The sequence below is a fragment of the Streptomyces sp. NPDC037401 genome (genome assembly GCF_055602345.1).
Map to the genome: position 1 here is coordinate 198,742 of NZ_JBVJWO010000015.1, position 15,581 is coordinate 214,322.

15 protein-coding genes are annotated in these 15,581 nt (G+C 71.2%); 9 read left to right on the plus strand and 6 right to left on the minus strand.

Annotated features, from left to right (window positions below; all coding sequences use genetic code 11):
- Positions 1 to 29 precede the first annotated feature (29 nt).
- Positions 30 to 1,796, minus strand: a complete 1,767-nt coding sequence (locus ACZ7H1_RS18625; protein ID WP_470787915.1) for a streptophobe family protein — start codon at positions 1,794 to 1,796, stop codon at positions 30 to 32.
- Between the two features lie 245 nt (positions 1,797 to 2,041).
- Between ACZ7H1_RS18625 and ACZ7H1_RS18630 the strand changes: the two genes are divergently transcribed.
- A complete protein-coding gene (locus tag ACZ7H1_RS18630) occupies positions 2,042 to 4,594 on the plus strand; it encodes an ABC transporter ATP-binding protein/permease (protein ID WP_470787917.1) in 2,553 nt (850 codons plus the stop codon).
- A 119-nt stretch (positions 4,595 to 4,713) separates the two neighbouring features.
- Here the strand turns inward: ACZ7H1_RS18630 and ACZ7H1_RS18635 are convergent, their stop codons facing one another.
- A complete protein-coding gene (locus ACZ7H1_RS18635; RefSeq protein WP_470787919.1) occupies positions 4,714 to 5,442 on the minus strand; it encodes a transglycosylase SLT domain-containing protein in 729 nt (242 codons plus the stop codon).
- Between the two features lie 527 nt (positions 5,443 to 5,969).
- On the opposite strand from ACZ7H1_RS18635, the gene ACZ7H1_RS18640 reads away from it, so the two are divergent.
- The 3 genes from ACZ7H1_RS18640 (at position 5,970) to ACZ7H1_RS18650 (ending at position 8,155) form a co-directional block, all read left to right on the plus strand.
- Positions 5,970 to 7,115, plus strand: coding sequence for a GAF domain-containing sensor histidine kinase (locus ACZ7H1_RS18640; RefSeq protein ID WP_470787920.1), 1,146 nt, complete (start codon positions 5,970 to 5,972; stop codon positions 7,113 to 7,115).
- Positions 7,108 to 7,761 (plus strand): response regulator, encoded by a 654-nt coding sequence (locus ACZ7H1_RS18645; protein ID WP_470787922.1) that lies wholly within the window; start codon positions 7,108 to 7,110, stop codon positions 7,759 to 7,761. The genes ACZ7H1_RS18640 and ACZ7H1_RS18645 overlap by 8 nt, the downstream gene beginning before the upstream one ends.
- 148 nt (positions 7,762 to 7,909) lie before the next feature.
- Positions 7,910 to 8,155 (plus strand): chaplin, encoded by a 246-nt coding sequence (locus ACZ7H1_RS18650; RefSeq protein ID WP_470787955.1) that lies wholly within the window; start codon positions 7,910 to 7,912, stop codon positions 8,153 to 8,155.
- Positions 8,156 to 8,224: 69 nt separating this feature from the next.
- Here the strand turns inward: ACZ7H1_RS18650 and ACZ7H1_RS18655 are convergent, their stop codons facing one another.
- Positions 8,225 to 9,013 carry a hypothetical protein gene (locus ACZ7H1_RS18655; RefSeq protein WP_470787923.1) on the minus strand — a complete coding sequence of 263 codons (789 nt, stop codon included), beginning with the start codon at positions 9,011 to 9,013 and terminating at the stop codon, positions 8,225 to 8,227.
- 135 nt (positions 9,014 to 9,148) lie between these two features.
- On the opposite strand from ACZ7H1_RS18655, the gene ACZ7H1_RS18660 reads away from it, so the two are divergent.
- From ACZ7H1_RS18660 to ACZ7H1_RS18675, 4 genes are all read left to right on the plus strand, one after another.
- Entirely contained in the window at positions 9,149 to 9,943 is a 795-nt protein-coding gene (locus tag ACZ7H1_RS18660; protein ID WP_470787925.1) for an ABC transporter ATP-binding protein, read from the plus strand.
- 97 nt (positions 9,944 to 10,040) lie between these two features.
- Positions 10,041 to 10,469, plus strand: coding sequence for an NfeD family protein (locus tag ACZ7H1_RS18665; protein WP_470787926.1), 429 nt, complete (start codon positions 10,041 to 10,043; stop codon positions 10,467 to 10,469).
- Positions 10,470 to 10,581: 112 nt separating this feature from the next.
- Positions 10,582 to 11,544 carry an SPFH domain-containing protein gene (locus tag ACZ7H1_RS18670; protein WP_470787927.1) on the plus strand — a complete coding sequence of 321 codons (963 nt, stop codon included), beginning with the start codon at positions 10,582 to 10,584 and terminating at the stop codon, positions 11,542 to 11,544.
- Positions 11,545 to 11,622: 78 nt separating this feature from the next.
- Entirely contained in the window at positions 11,623 to 12,399 is a 777-nt protein-coding gene (locus tag ACZ7H1_RS18675; RefSeq protein ID WP_470787929.1) for a sulfite exporter TauE/SafE family protein, read from the plus strand.
- Between the two features lie 80 nt (positions 12,400 to 12,479).
- Here ACZ7H1_RS18675 and ACZ7H1_RS18680 read toward each other — a convergent pair whose 3' ends face one another.
- The 3 genes from ACZ7H1_RS18680 to ACZ7H1_RS18690 form a co-directional block, all read right to left on the minus strand.
- Positions 12,480 to 12,983 carry an HNH endonuclease gene (locus ACZ7H1_RS18680; protein WP_470787931.1) on the minus strand — a complete coding sequence of 168 codons (504 nt, stop codon included), beginning with the start codon at positions 12,981 to 12,983 and terminating at the stop codon, positions 12,480 to 12,482.
- A 161-nt stretch (positions 12,984 to 13,144) separates the two neighbouring features.
- Positions 13,145 to 13,681 (minus strand): YbhB/YbcL family Raf kinase inhibitor-like protein, encoded by a 537-nt coding sequence (locus ACZ7H1_RS18685; RefSeq protein ID WP_470787932.1) that lies wholly within the window; start codon positions 13,679 to 13,681, stop codon positions 13,145 to 13,147.
- Between the two features lie 11 nt (positions 13,682 to 13,692).
- Entirely contained in the window at positions 13,693 to 14,475 is a 783-nt protein-coding gene (locus ACZ7H1_RS18690) for a sporulation protein (RefSeq protein ID WP_470787934.1), read from the minus strand.
- A gap of 93 nt (positions 14,476 to 14,568) precedes the next feature.
- On the opposite strand from ACZ7H1_RS18690, the gene ACZ7H1_RS18695 reads away from it, so the two are divergent.
- A complete protein-coding gene (locus ACZ7H1_RS18695) occupies positions 14,569 to 15,210 on the plus strand; it encodes a DNA-3-methyladenine glycosylase (protein ID WP_470787935.1) in 642 nt (213 codons plus the stop codon).
- The last annotated feature ends 371 nt before the right edge of the window (positions 15,211 to 15,581 follow it).

The window sequence follows — 15,581 nt, forward strand, 5'->3', positions numbered from 1 at the left end:
TTCGGGAAGGGGCGGGGTGGGGGAACCCCTCACCGCGCCCCCGGCGGCACCGGCGGGGGCGGCGGCGGAGGCGGCGGAGTGAACGGCGTCCGCCCACCCCGCGCGGAGCGCCTCGGCACCACCGGCGGCACCCCCGCGATCGTCGCGTCCGGATCCCCACCCGCCGCTCCACCCCCGCCGGCCCCCGCCCCCCGGTACGGGTTGACCTCCCCGGGCCGCGTCCCCCGCACCGGAGACGGCACGTACGGCCCCGCCACCGGCCCGGGACCCCGGTCGGGCCCGGGGGCGGGGCCGGGACCGAATCCGGGCCCCGGCCCGAACCCCGGCGGCCCCGCCACGCCACCCCCACCCCCCACCGGCACCCCCACCGGCCCCGGCCCCGCCACCCGCACCCGCACCAACACCGCCCCCACCGCCCCCGCCCCGGCCCCCCACACCACGCCGAGCAGCGCAGCGACCCCCGCACGCCCCCGCAGTTCCACCCCCGCCCCGGCCGCGTCCACCCCCAGCACCGCCAGCGACGCGTCGGCCGAGACCCCGGTCAGCCACACCAGCACCGGCATCGCGAACCCCGTCACCGCCCCCAGCTGCACCGCGCACCGGCCCACCGCGCGCCCCGGCCCCGGCCCCGGGGTCCGTACGGCCGCCAGCACCCCCGCGGACAGCAGCATCGTGGTGACCGCGGCCACCAGCAGCCAGACCCGCCCGTCCAGCTCCGCCAGCCGCGCGACGGTGACCGGCTCCCGTGCCGACACCGAGAGCAGTTCGCCGATCGGATCGGGCAGCACACCGGCCAGTTCCCCCGTGGCCCGCCCGTCGAACGGCACGAACATCCCGAGCGGCACCGCCGTCCACGTGCCGTTCGGGGCCCCCAGCAGCGCCGCGCCCGCGATCCGCTCCGGACGTTCGTCACCCGCCGCCGCGTACCCGGCGGCGGCCAGCCCGGCCACGACCGTCACCAGCAGCACCACCGTCAGCGCCGACACCGCCGGCCGGACCCACCGGTCCACCGCCTCGCAGCCCCGCGGCAGCGCCGTACGCCGAGACGCCAGCAGCGCGATCAGCAGCACGGCCAGCACCCACAGCGCGGCCCCCGGCAGCGTCGCACCCATGTCCACGCTGAAGCCCACCTGCGCCTTGGCGTCGATCAGGTCCCCCACCCGGTCCGGCAGCAGCCCGCCGATCCCCCCGATGTCGCCCACGTCCCCCAGCCCCGGGATCTCGATCCCACCGGTCCCGCCGTCCTCACTGCCCCCCGGAAGCCTCCCGTCCAGCCCCTGCCCGAGCCCCAGCCGCTCGCCGTCGAGGGTGATCACGTCGTGCCCTGCCCACGCGAGCCCGGCGGCCGTCGCCGTGAACACCACGGCCACCGCCCCCGCCCGCGCCGCGATCTGACGGGCGCGGCCGACGACCCCCGCCGCGCGCAGCGACCGCAGGAACACGTGGCCGAGGACCAGGGCACCCGTCAGACTCACACCGAGCGGCGTGACATCGAGCGCCGTCGTCGCCTGCGCGCCCTCCAGCCCGAACACCGAGACGTCCCCCGACGGCGTGACCGAGCCCCCCACCGCGAGCACCACCACGGCAGCCGTCATCGGCCCGAGCGACCCGGCCGCGTCCGCCCCCAGCAGGTGCAGCCCGAGCGCCGCCACCGCAGCCATCGCGATCAGCGCCCACCCCACCGCCGCCACCGCGCCGAACAGGACCTGCCCCCAGCGGACCGCGGAAGCGCCCGTGGGCCCCGGGGAACCGAACGCGCCTCCCGCCCCGCCCACTTCGTGCGTACCCGGAACCATGCGCGGACCCCCCGATTCCTACCGAGTCATCCCTGATCTCCCATTCGCGCATGATCCGTACGCACTGATGGGCTCTTACCACTCTCCGGGGGCTTTGCGGAGTCGTCAACGGGCCCTGTCCGAAGCGCTGCTCAGAGCCCGGATTCCACTTCCGGCCGCGGGCCTGAAATAGTTCCCCCCGAAGTTCGCCATCCCTAGACTCCCTGCTGTCAGGGGGCATCGGGGGACAACAAGTGGGGCATGGAGTGCCGGAACTCGTACTGGAATTGAACGGAAGGACCTGGGCCCTCGATCCGTCCAGGTCGTACACCCTGGGGCGCGATCCGCAGGGTGACGTGGTGATCGACGACGCGCGGGTCTCGTGGCGGCACGCCACCATCAGCTGGACCGGCGGCGGCTGGGCCATCGAGGACCACGGCAGCACCAACGGCACCTATGCGCAGGGCAGGCGCGTCCAGCGGCTGGATCTCGCCGCGGGCAGCGTGGTCCACCTCGGCAACGGCACCGACGGGCCGCGGCTGAACCTCTCGGCCTCCGCGGCCGGTTCGGGGGCGGCCGCCGTGGCGGGCGCTCCGGCCGCCGCAGGCGGGCAGGCGGGTCAGCACGGCCACGCGGCCGGGCAGCAGGCCCCGTACCAGCAGCAGGCACAGCAGGCGCAGCAGGCCCCGTACCAGCAGCAGCCGCAGGCCCAGCCGTACCAGCAGCCGCAGGGCTCCGGCCAGCAGCCGCCGCAGGGTCAGATCCCGCAGCAGCAGGGCGCCTCGCGTGCCGCCGCGGGCGCACCCGTCTACGGCGACCGCAGCCCGACGACGTTCCACCAGCTCTCGCTCGGGCGCGTCATGCGCATCGGCCGCGCCCTGGAGAACGAGCTCGTCGTCTCGGACCTCCAGGTCTCGCGGCACCACGCGGAGTTCCGCTCCACGGGCGGCCGCTTCGAGATCCACGACCTCGGCAGCCACAACGGCACCTACGTCAACGGCCAGCCGCTGCCCAAGTCCGGCACCGCGCTGCTCGGCCCGAACGACATCGTCGGCGTCGGCCACTCGACCTTCCGCATCGTCGGGGACCGGCTCGAGGAGTTCGTCGACACCGGTGAGGTCTCGTTCTCCGCGCGCCACCTGACCGTCACGGTCGACGGCGGGAAGCAGATCCTCAAGGACGTCTCCTTCGGCGTCCCGGAGAAGTCGCTCGTCGCGGTCATCGGCCCGTCCGGTTCCGGCAAGTCCACGCTCCTCAAGGCGCTGACCGGCTACCGCCCGGCAAACCAGGGCGACGTGCTCTACGACAACCGCAACCTGTACAAGCAGTTCGCGGAGCTCCGCCAGCGCATCGGCCTGGTCCCGCAGGACGACATCCTGCACAAGGAGCTGACGGTCCGCACCGCCCTCAAGTACGCGGCCAAGCTCCGCTTCCCGGGCGACACCGCGGAGTCCGAGCGCGCCGCCCGCATCGACGAGGTGCTGCGCGAGCTCAAGCTCGACATCCACAAGGACAAGAAGATCACCTCGCTCTCGGGCGGCCAGCGCAAGCGCGTGTCCGTGGCCCTGGAGCTGCTGACCAAGCCGTCGCTGATCTTCCTGGACGAGCCGACCTCGGGCCTCGACCCGGGCATGGACCGCGACGTCATGCAGCTGCTGCGTGCCCTCGCCGACGACGGCCGTACGGTCCTCGTCGTCACGCACTCGGTCGCCGAGCTGGCCATCTGCGACAAGCTGCTGGTCATGGCCCCGGGCGGCTCGGTCGCGTACTTCGGTCCGCCGGACGAGGCGCTGAACTTCTTCGGGTACACGACCTGGGCGGACGTCTTCTCGGCCTTCGAGAACTACCGCGACTACGACTGGGCCGGCCGCTGGAAGGGCTCGCAGCACTACCAGCTGTACGCCGCCGACATCGACGCCGTCGCCCCGCAGTCGGTGACCATGCCGACCGCGCAGATGCAGCCGCCCAAGCCGCAGGGCTGGGGCTCGCAGCTCTTCACGCTGATCCGCCGCTACGTGTCGGTGATCGCGTCCGACAAGGGCTTCATGGGTCTGATGCTGATCCTGCCGGCGGTGCTGGGCGTGGTCTCCACGGTCATCCCCGCGACCTTCGGCCTCGCGCCGCCGAAGCCGCCGTCGCAGTTCAACGGCGACGCGGGCACGATCATGCTGATCCTCGCGGTCGGCATGTGCTTCTCCGGCGCCGCGAACTCCGTCCGCGAGCTGATCAAGGAACGGGTCATCTACGAGCGCGAGCGCGCCACCGGCCTGTCCCGGTCGGCGTACCTCATGTCGAAGGTGATCGTGCTCGGTGTCATCACGGCCATCCAGGGCGTGATCATCTGCGGCATCGGCTTCGCGCCGCGCGACCTGCCCCTCGAGGGCCTGATCATGCCGCCGGCCGCCGAGCTGTGCGTGTCGGTCATCGCGCTCGGCTTCACGTCGATGATGTTCGGCCTCGTGATCTCCTCGCTGGTCAAGACCGCCGAGAAGACCATGCCGCTGCTCGTCATGTTCGCGATCGTCCAGGTCGTGTTCACCGGCATCCTCTTCCAGGTCTACGACTCCGTGGGCCTGGAGCAGTTCGCCTGGCTGATGCCGTCGCGCTGGGCCGTCGCCGCCGCGGGCACCACGCTGAACCTCGGCGTGCTCATGCCGCCGTGGGACCGCGACAACCCCGGCAACACCGACCCGCTGTGGGAAGCCACCGCCGGCCAGTGGGGCTTCAACATCACGGTGCTGCTGCTCATCGGCGTCGCCTGCGGGTTCGCGGTCGCGCGCCTGCTGCGCCGCCACGAGCCGGAGGTCATGCGCAAGTAAGCGCGCACATCGCAGCGTGCACGGTCACATGTCACCGTGCACGCGGATACGCCGCAGGGCGGCACCCGGATCACTCCGGGTGCCGCCCTGCGGCGCATGGGGGGCTGGTGGCGCGACCGTCAGTACGCGCTGTTCACGTTGTCCATCGAGCCGTAGCGGTCGGCGGCGTAGTTGCACGCGGCGACGATGTTGGCGACCGGGTCGTACTGGTCGAACTTGGTGCCCTTGACGTGGTACGCCTTGAAGGTCGGAAGGATGACCTGGAGCAGACCCTTGCTGGGGATGCCGTTCTGGGCGTTGATGTCCCAGTTGTTGATCGCCATCGGGTTGCCGCTGGACTCGCGCATGATGTTGCGGTGGATTCCGGCGTAGGTGCCCGGAATGCCCTCCTTCTTCATGATGAAGAGGGCTTCCTTGATCCAGCCGTCCAGGTTGTTCGCGAACACGGGGGTGCGGGCGGCGGAACGGCTCGCGGCGGCCTTGGCGTCGCGCTCCTTCTTCGCCTTCGCCTTGGCGGCGGCCTCGGCCTTCGCCTTCGCGTCCGCCTTCGCCTTCGCGGCGGCCTTGGCCTTCGCAGCGGCGACGGCCTTGGCCGTGGCGGCGTCCTTCGCGGCCTTCTCGACCACGAGGTGCTGCTGCGCGAGGCTGGTCTGCAGCGTCTTGGCGTGCGTGGCGTCGAAGCTCTGCGTCCAGCTGACCGGGGCGGCGGTGACCGTCTCGGCCTGGGCGGCCTCGGCCGGGACCAGGGAGAAGACGAGGGCAGCGGCGCCGAGGGAGGCGACACCGGCGATCGAGATCTTGTGGGCCTTGGTCAGACGGCTATGACCGGGAGTGCTGGACGCAGACATGGGCAAGCAACCTTTTCGAAGAGCGGGGGCCGCAGGAAAGCGCCGCGAGATCCGAGATCAGCGGCGCTGTGCGACGGCAGCCATTCTTAGCGGCGGCAAAATCCTGTGGCAAAGGTGTGACGTACGATCCGGCTTAGTGGATCAGCGGAAGTCGCGAACCCCGTATTTCCACGCCCGGCACTGCCCAGAGCGGCTCTGATCGCGTCTTTATGTCTCCACTAAGCTCCTTCGTAAGTGATGTGCGTCCTATGTGCGGGCTCACATCGGGCACGTAACGGTCTCACCGTGCGTTGCGTCAGCAACGCAGAGGGTCAATACCCTCGTCCTTAGGTAGCAGATGAACTGCCCGGAATTCGTTCCGGAGATAGAGACACGCGGCAGCCTCGCCCGCCTACCGCGTCGCGCGAGGGCCCGACAGCGCCACGACCGCCCCGGCACCCCCCGCCCCACGCCCTAGGACCGTCGGCCCCCCGCCCTGGTCCGCGGGCCCGATCCGGCCCCCGGACCCCGCGGGTACGGTGATCTCCATGAGCCACAGACCCCGCAGCGGGCTGGCCGCGGTGAGCACCGCGCTGCTGGCGATGAGCCGCCACCTGGAAGTCCGGGACGTCCTCAAGACGATCGTCGCCTCGGCCCGGGAACTGCTCGACGCCGAGTACGCCGCCCTCGGGGTGCCCGACGACCACGGCGGCTTCGCCCAGTTCGTCGTCGACGGCGTCAGCGAAGAGCAGTGGCGCCGGATCGGCCCGCTGCCCCGCCAGCACGGCATCCTCGCCGCGATGCTCCACCAGGCCGGCCCCGAGCGGCTGGCCGACGTACGGAAGGACACCCGGTTCGAGGGCTGGCCCGCCGCCCACCCCGAGATGTCCGACTTCCTCGGCCTGCCGATCCGCGACGGCGACGACACCCTCGGCGCCCTCTTCCTCGCGAACAAGCGCTGCCCGCGCCCCGGCAGCGGCTGCGGCTTCACCGAAGAGGACGAGGAGCTGCTCGGCATCCTCGCCCAGCACGCCGCCATCGCCCTCACCAACGCCCGCCTCTACGAGCGAAGCCGCGAGCTCACCATCGCCGAGGAGCGCTCCCGCCTCGCCCACGAGCTGCACGACGCCGTCAGCCAGAAACTCTTCTCGCTGCGCCTGACCGCCCAGGCCGCCGCCGCCCTCGTCGACCGCGACCCGGCCCGGGCCAAGGACGAGCTCCAGCAGGTCGCCGCACTCGCCGCCGAGGCCGCCGACGAGCTGCGCGCCGCCGTCGTCGAGCTCCGGCCCGCCGCCCTCGACGAGGACGGCCTCGTCGCCACCCTCCGCACCCAGATCCACGTACTCGACCGCGCGCACACCGCACGGATCACGTTCACATGTGACGGTGTACGCGCACTCCCCGCCGCCCAGGAGGAGGCCCTGCTCCGCGTCTCCCAGGAGGCACTGCACAACGCCCTGCGCCACTCCGGCGCCGGATCCGTCGAGGTGACCCTCGCCCGGCGCGGCCCAGGAGCTCTCCTGCGCATCACCGACGACGGCCGCGGCTTCGATCCCCGGGCCGTGCGCCGCGCCGGCCGCCACCTCGGCCTCGTCTCCATGCGCGACCGGGCGAGCGGCGCCGGCGGCAGTCTCACCGTGCACTCGGAGCCCGGCGCGGGCACCACGATCGAGATGGAGGTCCCCGGTGGCTGAGACGCCCCACCGCAAGATCAGCGTCCTGCTCGTCGACGACCACCAGGTCGTCCGCCGCGGCCTGCGCACGTTCCTGGAAGTACAGGACGACATCGAAGTGGTCGGCGAGGCCGCGGACGGCGAGGCGGGCATCACCGCCGCCGAGGAGCTGCGTCCCGACGTGGTCCTGATGGACATCAAAATGCCCGGCACCGACGGCATCGAAGCCCTGCGCCGGCTCCGCGAGCTCGCCAACCCCGCCCGCGTCCTGATCGTCACCAGCTTCACGGAACAGCGCACCGTCGTTCCGGCCCTGCGCGCCGGCGCCGCCGGATACGTCTACAAGGACATCGACCCCGACGCCCTCGCCGGCGCCATCCGCTCCGTCCACGCCGGACACGTCCTCCTCCAGCCCGAGGTCGCCGAGTCCCTGCTCTCCCAGGACGACCGGCCGGCCTCCACCAGCCGCGGCGGCAGCCTCACCGAACGCGAACGCGAAGTCCTCGGCCTGATCGCCGACGGCCGCTCCAACCGCGAGATCGCCCGCGCCCTCGTCCTGTCCGAGAAGACGGTCAAGACGCACGTCTCCAACATCCTCATGAAGCTCGACCTCGCGGACCGCACCCAGGCCGCGCTGTACGCCGTACGCCACGGACTCGCCGGGTAGCGGTCAGGACCGGCCGGGCAACGGTCCGGGATGAGATTCATACCGTCGGGTGTATGTAGCCCACATGGCGCATCCTGGCCGCCCGGCGGCCGTTCTCCATGGCGTGCTGCGGCGGCTGGCCGCAGCGAACACAACGGAGGACCTGAACGTGAAGAACTTCAAGAAGGCCGCTGCCGTCACCATGATCGCGGGCGGTCTCGTCGCCGCCGGCGCCGGTGTCTCGGCCGCGCACGGCGGTGCGCACGCCCACGGCGAGGCCCTGAACTCGCCCGGCGTCGGCTCCGGGAACCTGGTCCAGGCCCCGGTCCACGTCCCGGTCAACGTGGTCGGCAACACCGTCAACGTGATCGGCCTGCTCAACCCGGCCTTCGGCAACTCGGGTCTCAACCACTGACCCGCCCCGCCCCCTGCGGCCCCGCTTCCCCCTCTCCCCGGAAGCGGGGCCGCAGCACGTGCACCCGCCTCAGCCCCGGCGCCGCTCCTGCTCCTCCACGTACGCGTTGTACGCCGCGACCTGCGCCCGCCGCGCGACCCGCTCCACCGGACGCAGGGCCAGCGCCCGCGCCGACATCTCCGCGGCCGACACCGCACCCCCGTGGCCGCTCCCGTGCGCCATGTCCACCAGCAGCGCGACCCGCTGCGCCAGCTCCAGCACCCGGACCGCACGCGGCGGGTATCCCGGCGCCAGCACCTCCCGCCCCCGGTCGGCCCGCGCCCGGTAGGCATCCAGCGCCGCCTCCGCCACCGGGCCCGAGGCCGCCACGTCCAGCCGGGTCAGCACCTCGGTCGCCTCCCGCAGCCCCTCGGCGAGCTCCCGCTCCGCCTCACCCAGCGACGGCACGTCCGCCGGCGGCGCCTCCCGCACCGGAAGGCAGCGCCAGACCACCTCCACGTGCACGTCACCGGCCGGCCCGGCCTCCGACACCTCCGGTACGAGCCCCAGCGCCGCCCCCGCGCACACCACGGCCTCCTCCGCCTCCAGCGCCCGCGCATTGAACTCCGGCGGGCCGCTCAGCCCCAGCGGATGCCCCGGCGCGGGCAGCGCCACCCGCAGCCCCGACACCCCCAGCACCCGCAGCCGGCCCAGCGCCAGCGTCAGCCCCACCGGGCCGGACTCTCCCGGCAGATCTTCGACCCGGTGCACCGCATCCTCGCCGACGACCGCCAGCACGGCCTCGTCCGGCGACACCAGACCACCCAGCAACGCATTACCCCAGGCGGCCAGCCGCCCTGATCGTGGTTCCCACAGCATGCTTCCCACCCTACGGATCCGGCTACGGACCCACCTCGTCCCCGGCCCCCGCCCCGAGTGGCGTAGGTTTTCCCCTGGGGCTGCGCCCACAGGCGCACTGTGACATCCAAGACTGCAATGGGAGACAACGCGCTCATGAGCGATGTGCTGGAGCTGGTGGACGTATCCGTGGTCCGCGAGGGCCGGGCTCTGGTGGACCAGGTCTCCTGGTCGGTCAAGGAGGGCGAGCGCTGGGTGATCCTCGGCCCGAACGGCGCCGGGAAGACCACCCTCCTCAATGTCGCGTCCAGCTACCTCTTCCCCACCAAGGGCGCCGCCACCATCCTCGGCAGCACCCTCGGCAAGGTGGACGTGTTCGAGCTGCGCCCCCGGATCGGCATGGCCGGCATCGCGATGGCCGACAAGCTGCCCAAGCGCCAGACCGTCCTGCAGACCGTCCTCACCGCCGCGTACGGCATGACGGCCACCTGGCAGGAGGAGTACGAGGAAGTCGACGAGCAGCGCGCCCGCGCCTTCCTCGACCGCCTCGGCATGACCGACTACCTCGACCGGAAGTTCGGCACCCTCTCCGAGGGCGAGCGCAAGCGCACCCTGATCGCCCGCGCCCTGATGACCGACCCCGAGCTGCTGCTCCTCGACGAGCCCGCCGCCGGCCTCGACCTCGGCGGCCGCGAGGACCTCGTACGCCGCCTCGGCCGCCTCGCCCGCGACCCGCTCGCCCCCTCGATGGCGATGGTCACGCACCACGTCGAGGAGATCGCCCCCGGCTTCACCCACGTCCTGATGATCCGTCAGGGCAAGGTCGTCACCGCCGGACCGATCGACCTCGAGCTCACCTCCCGCAACCTGTCCCTCTGCTTCGGCCTCCCGCTCGTCGTCGAGCGCAACGGCAACGACCGCTGGACCGCCCAGGGTCTGCCCCTGCGCTGACCGGCGGGCACGGCAGACACCCCGGCCCCGCGCCCCGGCGCAGGTCCCGGCCCCCGCGCCCTGTCCGGACCGCGCCCGCCCGACCTACCATGACCCCGTGGACATCGACGCGTGGGTGTGGTGGCTCATCGGCGCGGTCGGACTGGGCATTCCGCTCGTCCTGACCGCCATGCCCGAATTCGGCATGTTCTCCGCGGGAGCGGTCGCCGCGGCGATCACCGCCGCCCTCGGCGGGGGAGTGGTCGCCCAAGTGCTCGTCTTCGTCGTCGTGTCGGTCGCGCTGATCGCCGTCGTCCGGCCGATCGCCAACCGGCACCGCTCCCAGCGCCCCCAATTCGCCAGCGGAGTCGATGCGTTGCGCGGCCGCACGGCCGTCGTACTGGAACGCGTCGACGGGTCCGGCGGCCGGATCAAACTCGCCGGGGAGATCTGGTCCGCCCGCGCCCTCGATGCGGACACCAGTTTCGAACCCGGCCAACAGGTCGACGTCGTCGAGATCGACGGGGCGACCGCGGTCGTCATGTGAGGTCATGTGACCGAATCCAGCCCCCCGGACAGTCGCGTCTGCGAGACTCCGCAGGGGGCCCTGCTCTCTCAACAGGGCAGGACAGGCAGCTAGAAGGGGTACGGGGAACCGCATGCAACCGATCATCATCGTCCTGATCATTCTGGTGGTGCTGGTCTTCATCGCGCTGGTCAAGACGATCCAGGTCATCCCGCAGGCCAGCGCCGCCATCGTCGAGCGCTTCGGCCGCTACACCCGCACCCTCAACGCGGGCCTCAACATCGTCGTGCCGTTCATCGACTCGATCCGCAACCGGATCGATCTCCGCGAACAGGTCGTCCCCTTCCCGCCGCAGCCGGTCATCACCCAGGACAACCTGGTCGTCAACATCGACACGGTCATCTACTACCAGGTGACCGACGCCCGCGCCGCGACGTACGAAGTCGCCAGCTACATCCAGGCGATCGAGCAGCTCACCGTCACCACCCTCCGCAACATCATCGGCGGCATGGACCTCGAGCGGACCCTCACCTCCCGCGAGGAGATCAACGCCGCCCTCCGCGGAGTCCTCGACGAGGCCACCGGCAAGTGGGGCATCCGCGTCAACCGCGTCGAGCTCAAGGCCATCGAGCCGCCGACCTCCATCCAGGACTCGATGGAGAAGCAGATGCGCGCCGACCGCGACAAGCGCGCCGCGATCCTCCAGGCCGAAGGCGTCCGCCAGTCGGAGATCCTGCGCGCCGAGGGCGAGAAGCAGTCCTCCATCCTGCGCGCCGAGGGTGACGCCAAGGCCGCCGCGCTGCGCGCCGAGGGCGAAGCCCAGGCCATCCGTACGGTCTTCGAGTCCATCCACGCCGGCGACCCCGACCAGAAGCTGCTCTCGTACCAGTACCTCCAGATGCTCCCGAAGATCGCCGAAGGCGACGCCAACAAGCTCTGGATCGTCCCCAGCGAGATCGGCGACGCCCTCAAGGGCCTCAGCGGAGCCTTCGGCAACTTCGGCCCCGCGGGCGGCGGCACGAGCGGCTTCAACAATGCCCCGCAGCAGCAGGAAGGCGTCATCCCGCAGCGCCGCGAGCAGCCCCCGATCGACTGAACACCCGGACCGCTCCTGCATGATCGGTGAGGCCCCCCGACCTTCACGGCGGGGAGGCGTCTCACTCATGTGAAGGAGATGGCCTTGTCCATCTGGGAATCACTCGCGGTCTTCGCCGCCGGTGTCGGAGCCGGCACGATCAACACCATCGTGGGCTCCGGCACCCTCATCACCTTCCCGGTCCTGCTCGCCACCGGACTCTCCCCGGTCACCGCGAACGTGTCCAACACCCTGGGACTGGTACCGGGTTCGATCAGCGGTGCCATCGGCTACCGCAAGGAACTGACCGGTCAGGGACGGCGCGTCCTGCGCCTCGGCCTCGTCTCCCTCATCGGCGGACTCGCCGGCGCGATCCTGCTCGTCACCCTGCCCTCCGAGTCCTTCGACACGATCGTGCCGGTCCTCATCGGGATCGCCCTCGTCCTCGTCGTCGTCCAGCCGAGGCTCGCCCGGACCCTCCGGCGCCGGCAGGAGGCGAGCGGCGGCCCCGGCCCGCACCGCGACGGCGGCCCCGCCCTCCTCACCGGCATGACACTGGCCAGTGCGTACGGCGGCTACTTCGGCGCCGCCCAAGGAGTGCTCTACCTCGGGCTGATGGGCCTGCTCCTCCACGACGACCTCCAGCGCATCAACGCCGTGAAGAACGTCGTCGCCGCCCTGGTCAACGGCATCGCAGCCGTCTTCTTCCTCTTCGTCGCGGAGTTCGACTGGTCCGCGGTCGTCCTCATCGCCCTCGGCTCCACCCTCGGCGGCCAGATCGGGGCGAAAGCAGGAAGACGCCTCCCGCCGACCGCACTGCGCGCGGTCATCGTGGTGGTAGGCGTCCTCGCGATCGTCCAGCTCCTCATCCGCTGACCGCCGTACGGAAAATACGCCGCACGGCGGTCAGTCGGCACCGGCCCGGAGCCGGCGTACAGCAGTGTGGGCAGGGAGGCCTACGCGGGCTGAGCGAGCCACTCGGGCAGCGCGTCCCGCCGCCCCGAGCCCAGCGCGAGCAGCATCGCGTCCGCAGGGCTCGGCACGAACGGCTTCCGCAGCAACGGCATGCCCGCCTCCTCCGGGGTGCGGGCCGCCTTGCGGTGGTTGTCCTCCGCGCACGAGGCCACCGTATTCAGCCAGGTGTCCCCGCCCCCCTGCGCCCGGGGCACGACGTGGTCCACGGTGGTCGCCCGGCGCCCGCAGTACGCGCACCGGTGCTGGTCACGGGCCAGCACCCCCCTCCGCGACCACGGCGCGTGTCTTCGGAAGGGCACCCGTACGTACCTGCAGAGTCTGATCACCCGCGGTACCGGCAACTCGACCGCGGCCGCACGCACGAGGAGTTCGGGATGAGACTGCTCGACGACCGCCTTGTCCTGCAGGACCAGGACGACGGCCCGGTTCATCGAAACCGTCGACAGCGGCTCGAAGCTCGCGTTCAGCACCAGCGTGTCCCGCATCTCGCCCACCTCCCGTGTGCAGGCCCGCGACCACCCTGGCGGCAGGGCCCGCAACCACTCTGGCCGCGCGCGCCACGCGGGACAACGCAATAAAAATGCCCGGTCCCGGCCATCTTTAGACCAGGACCGGGCAAACGGCCGGCGAACGATCGACTCGGCGCTCAGCCCCCCGCGGGAGCCTCGTACTCACCGATCAGCTGTGCGCGACCCAGTGCGTGGAAGCGCAGATGGAACCCGACGACGGCAGGAGACGCGTCCGCATCCGGACCCAGCTTCTCCTGGTCCACCGCATAGACGGTGAACACGTACCGGTGCCGCTCCCCGGCCGGGGGAGCCGCACCGCCGAAGTCCTTCGTGCCGTAGTCGTTCCGCACCTGCACGGCACCCGTCGGCAGCCCCTCGAACTTCCCGCTGCCTGCACCCGCCGGAAGCTCGGTGACCGAGACCGGCAGATCGAACAGCACCCAGTGCCAGAACCCGCTGCCCGTGGGGGCGTCGGGGTCGAAGCAGGTCACGGCGAAGCTCTTCGTCCCCGCGGGGAAGCCTTCCCAGCGAAGCTGCGGCGAGAGGTTCCCGCCCGCGAGCACCTGTGCCGCCTGCAGATCGGCCCCCGGCGCGAGGTCCTCGCTCGTCACCGTGAACGCGGGCACCTCGGGGTGGAAGTCGTGCGGAAGCGGCGGCCTGTTGGTCCCGGACACGGAGATACCCCCTAGAACCAGTTGCGCTTGGAGCCGACGGACGCGATCCACTCGTTCAGATAGGCCGACCAGTTGGTGCCCTGGTAGCTGTGCAGGCCGACCTTGAACGCACGGAAGGTGTCGCTGCCCTCGCTGAACAGCCCCGGCTTCTTGTCCATCTCCAGGATGACGTCCATCTCGTTGCCGTCGGCAACGAACGTAAGCTCGACCTGGTTCAGCCCGTGGTACTGCTGCGGCGGCAGGAACTCGATCTCCTGGTAGAACGGCAGCGTCTGCCGGGTCCCGCGGATGTGGCCGCGCTCCATGTCCGCACTGCGGAAACGGAAGCCGAGCTGCCCGAAGGCGTCCAGGATCGCCTGCTGTGCGGGCAGCGGGTGCACGTTGATCGGGTCCAGGTCGCCTGCGTCCACGGCGCGCGCGATCTCCAGCTCCGTGCTGACGCCGATGTTCATCCCGTGCAGGTGCTGACCGGCGAAGTGGGTGACCGGCGTCTCCCACGGGATCTCCAGGCTGAACGGCACGACGTGCACCGCACCGGCCTGCACCTGGAACGCACCGCCGAGCCGCTGCTTGGTGAAGACGATGTCCTGCTTGACCTCCTGGTCACCGCTCTCGACCTCGACCCGGGCCTGCAGCCCGATCGACAGACCCTCGATCTGCTGCTCCACCGAGCCGCCCTGGATCCGGACCTCGCCCTGGACGATCCCACCCGGGACGACGTTCGGCTCCGTGATGACGGTGTCCACCGAAGCGCCGCCGGCGCCCAGGCTCGCGAAGAGCTTCTTGAACCCCATGCGTCTGTCTCCCCTTCAATCGGCTATGACCTCTACAAACGCGGAACCTTAAGGCCCGGTTCCCGCCCCGCGGGTTCCACTACGCTCGGACGGATGAGCGCGCGCCCCGACCGTACGCCCCTGCCCCGCGACTTCTTCGACCGGCCGGTCCTCACGGTGGCCCCGGATCTGCTGGGCCGGACCCTGGTCCGCCGCACCGCGCAGGGCCCGATCGAACTGCGCATCACCGAGGTCGAGGCGTACGAGGGCGCCGCCGACCCGGGCTCCCACGCCTACCGCGGCCGCACGGCGCGCAACGCGTCGATGTTCGGTCCCCCCGGACACGCGTACGTCTACTTCATCTACGGCATGTGGTTCAGCCTCAACCTGGTCTGCGGCCCGGAGGGCACCGCCGGCGGGGTGCTGCTCCGCGCGGGGGAGGTCACCGAGGGCGCCGACCTGGCCCGTAAACGTCGGCTTTCGGCCCGGAACGACAGAGAACTGGCCAAAGGGCCGGCCCGGCTGGCCAGCGCGCTCGACATCGACCGCACGCTCGACGGCACGGACCTGTGCGCAGGCCCCGACTCCCCCCTCTCCTTGCTGGCGGGTACGGCCGTCCCCGCCGACCTGGTCCGCAGCGGCCCCAGGACGGGAGTGGGCGGCGACGGTGCCCACCACCCCTGGCGTTTCTGGCTGCCGGACGAGCCCACGGTCAGCCCCTACCGCCCCCACGCGCCGCGCCGCCGTTCAACTTGACTCGGTCCTGACGGACGCCTAACGTAGCCCGAGCCGCTTGAACGGGGCGCTGCTGTCGGCAGACCCTGGAACGGCAAAACCACTACCTACGATTCACCCTGGCGGGGATGAATTCGGCGTGCCCGAATTCGGAGCCAGCGGCTCGATTATGAGCGGCAAGGGAAATCCGCTAGCGTAGTGAAAACGCCGAAAGGCAAGGCCGCCAACGGCCACTGGAATTCGAATTCCAAGTCGGAAACGACACGGAATAGGATCTGGTAAGGTTGGAACCGCCGGAAAGGGAAACGCGAAAGCGAGAACCTGGAAAGCGCCGAGGAAATCGGGTCGGAAAGATCTGATAGAGTCGGAAACGCAAGAACGAAGGAAGCGCC

Coding starts and splice junctions, on each gene's coding strand:
- ACZ7H1_RS18625 (WP_470787915.1), bottom strand. CDS start 1,796: ATGGTTCCGGGTACGCACGAAGTGGGCGGGGCGGGAGGCGCGTTCGGT.
- ACZ7H1_RS18635 (WP_470787919.1), bottom strand. CDS start 5,442: ATGTCTGCGTCCAGCACTCCCGGTCATAGCCGTCTGACCAAGGCCCAC.
- ACZ7H1_RS18640 (WP_470787920.1), top strand. CDS start 5,970: ATGAGCCACAGACCCCGCAGCGGGCTGGCCGCGGTGAGCACCGCGCTG.
- ACZ7H1_RS18655 (WP_470787923.1), bottom strand. CDS start 9,013: ATGCTGTGGGAACCACGATCAGGGCGGCTGGCCGCCTGGGGTAATGCG.
- ACZ7H1_RS18660 (WP_470787925.1), top strand. CDS start 9,149: ATGAGCGATGTGCTGGAGCTGGTGGACGTATCCGTGGTCCGCGAGGGC.
- ACZ7H1_RS18670 (WP_470787927.1), top strand. CDS start 10,582: ATGCAACCGATCATCATCGTCCTGATCATTCTGGTGGTGCTGGTCTTC.
- ACZ7H1_RS18675 (WP_470787929.1), top strand. CDS start 11,623: ATGGCCTTGTCCATCTGGGAATCACTCGCGGTCTTCGCCGCCGGTGTC.
- ACZ7H1_RS18680 (WP_470787931.1), bottom strand. CDS start 12,983: ATGCGGGACACGCTGGTGCTGAACGCGAGCTTCGAGCCGCTGTCGACG.
- ACZ7H1_RS18690 (WP_470787934.1), bottom strand. CDS start 14,475: ATGGGGTTCAAGAAGCTCTTCGCGAGCCTGGGCGCCGGCGGCGCTTCG.
- ACZ7H1_RS18695 (WP_470787935.1), top strand. CDS start 14,569: ATGAGCGCGCGCCCCGACCGTACGCCCCTGCCCCGCGACTTCTTCGAC.